Origin of the sequence: Kineococcus rhizosphaerae, from assembly GCF_003002055.1 — a bacterium.
GTDB classification, from domain to species: Bacteria; Actinomycetota; Actinomycetes; order Actinomycetales; family Kineococcaceae; genus Kineococcus; species Kineococcus rhizosphaerae.
On the sequence record NZ_PVZF01000051.1, the window covers coordinates 1 to 2,359 of the forward strand.

Below are 2,359 nucleotides of genomic sequence, written 5' to 3' on the forward strand. Positions count from 1 at the left end.
TTGACGACGAGCTTGCCGGGCCACATCGCGCGGATCTCGGCGAGGTCGGCGTAGTCGATGGTGGGGTCCATGGCGTAGTCGAGCAGTTCGCCGACCGTGCCGCCGGTCTCGGTGAGGGAGGCGAACTCCAGCTTGCGGGTGGTGAGGAAGTCGAACCACCACGCCGGGTGGGTGGCGGTGTCCAGGACGGTGGAGACGGTCAGCTGCGGGGGGATGGAGAACCCGTTGCGCTTGTCGCGCAACCGGGCCCCGGCGACGGGGGTGTCGACGGTGAACATGAGGGTGTCGAACCCGGCGGCGGCGGCGCGTTCGACGAGGCCGTAGGAGATCTCGCGCTTGCGCATGACGTAGAGCTGGAACCAGTTGCGGCCGGTGGGGTTGGCGGCCTTGACGCCTTCGATGGTGGTGGTGCCCAGGGTGGACAGGGTGAAGGGGATGCCGGCCGCGCCCGCCGCCCCGGCCCCGGCTTCTTCGCCCTCGGTCTGCATGAGGCGGGTGAAGCCGGTGGGGGCGATGCCGAAGGGCAGCGCGGAGGGGCCGCCGAAGATCGTGGTGGAGGTGTCGACCTTGGACACGTCGTGCAGGATCGAGGGGTGGAACTCCACGTCCTGGAACGCCTGGCGGGCGCGGGCCAGGGAGATCTCGCCCTCGGCGGAGCCGTCCGTGTAGTCGAAGGCGGCACGGGGGGTCCGCTTCTTGGCGATGCGGCGCAGGTCCTCGATGGTCAGGGCCGCGTCCAGGCGGCGCTTGGTGCCGTCCAGTTCGGGCTTCTTGAACGAGACGAGGTCGAGGACCTCGCGGAGGTTCGGGGTCTGACGTTTCACGACACTCCTACACCGGTGTTGAGCGGTCGATGCTGCGGTTCGAACGTGGTGAGGTCGGCAGTCTGCCGCACCAGGGCCCGCAGCGTCTCCAGCGACCCGTCCAGGTCGCCGGCCGCCCGGGCCTGGACGAGCACGTTGCCCAGCGCCGTCGCCTCGACGGGACCGGCGACGACGGGCAGCCCGCACGCGGTCGCCGTGAGCTGGCACAGCAGCCGGTTCCGGGCTCCGCCGCCGACGAGGTGGACGACGCGGACGTCGTGACCGGACAGGCGGACCGCGTCGGCCACGGACCGGGCGAAGGCGTCCGCCAGGCTGTCCAGCACGCAGCGCACGACCTCCGCGCGGGTGGCCGGTGGGCGGCGGCCGGACTCGGTCACCGTGGTCCGCACCCGCTCGGCCATCGGACCGGGGGCGAGGAAGCGCGGGTCGTCGACGTCGACCACCGGCCCACCCGGGGGCACGTCGGCCGCCGCGTCCAGCAGACCGGGCAGGTCGGCGTCCCACTCGGCCACGCACTGCTGCAGCACCCACAACCCCATGACGTTGCGCAGGTAGCGGATGCGGCCGTCGACGCCGCGCTCGTTGGTGAAGTTCGCCGCGAACGAGTCCTCGCTGAGCACCGGACCCTCGAGCTCGACCCCCACCAGGCCCCACGTGCCGCACGCGATGTACGCGAAGCGCTCGTCCTCGGCGGGCACGGCCACCACCGCCGAGGCCGTGTCGTGCGAGCCCACGGCCACCAGCCGGGTACCGGACCCGAGCCCGCTGTCCGCCAGGACGTCGGCGCGCAGGCCGCCCAGGACGGTCCCCGGGTCGTGCACGGCGGGCAGGAGCCCGGGGCGGACCCCGGACAGCGCGACGAGGTCGTCGCCCCAGCGTCCCGTGCCGACGTCGAGGAGCCCCGACGTGGAGGCGTTCGTCGCCTCCGCGCCCTGCACGCCCGCCAGCCAGAACCCGAAGAGGTCCGGCAGCAGCAGCAGGCGGTCGGCGAGGTCCAGCAGCCGCCCCTCGGCGATCAGCTGGTAGAGCGTCGTGAAGGGCAGGTGCTGCAGGCCGTTGCGCCGGTACAGCTCCAGGGCCGGGGTGCGGGCGTGCACCCCGTCGGCGATCCCCTCGGTGCGGGCGTCGCGGTAGTGCCGGGGGGTGCCGAGCAGGGTCCCGTCGGCCGCGAGCAGCCCGTAGTCGACGCCCCACGTGTCGACGGCCACCGTCGAGGCGTCCGGGGCCCGGCGGGCCACCGCCCGCAGGCCCGTGCGGATCTGCTGCCACAGGCCCACGGCGTCGGTGAACCAGGACCCCGCGACGGGGATCGGGCCGTTCGGGAACCGGTGGACCTCGGTCAGGTCGAGGACCCCCGGGGCGGCCCGGCCGACCATGACGCGGCCGCTGGAGGCCCCGAGGTCCACCGCGGTGTGGACGGACATCGACTGCTCCTAGCGCAGGAAGGCGGCGGCGACGCCGGCGTCGACGGGGACGTGCAGACCGGTGGTGTGCGACAGGTCCCCGGCGGTCAGGACGAACACGGCGTTCGCGAC

The 2,359-nt window shown here is 73.5% G+C and carries 2 protein-coding genes; both read right to left on the reverse strand.

Annotated features, from left to right (window positions below; translation table 11 throughout):
• Window positions 1–824, reverse strand: an 824-nt coding sequence (locus CLV37_RS26805; protein WP_106215791.1) for an alpha-hydroxy acid oxidase, incomplete at its 3' end; no start/stop codon positions are given.
• Entirely contained in the window at window positions 821–2,248 is a 1,428-nt protein-coding gene (locus CLV37_RS26810) for a rhamnulokinase (RefSeq protein ID WP_106215792.1), read from the reverse strand. The genes CLV37_RS26810 and CLV37_RS26805, both read right to left, overlap by 4 nt.
• Between the last annotated feature and the right edge of the window lie 111 nt (window positions 2,249–2,359).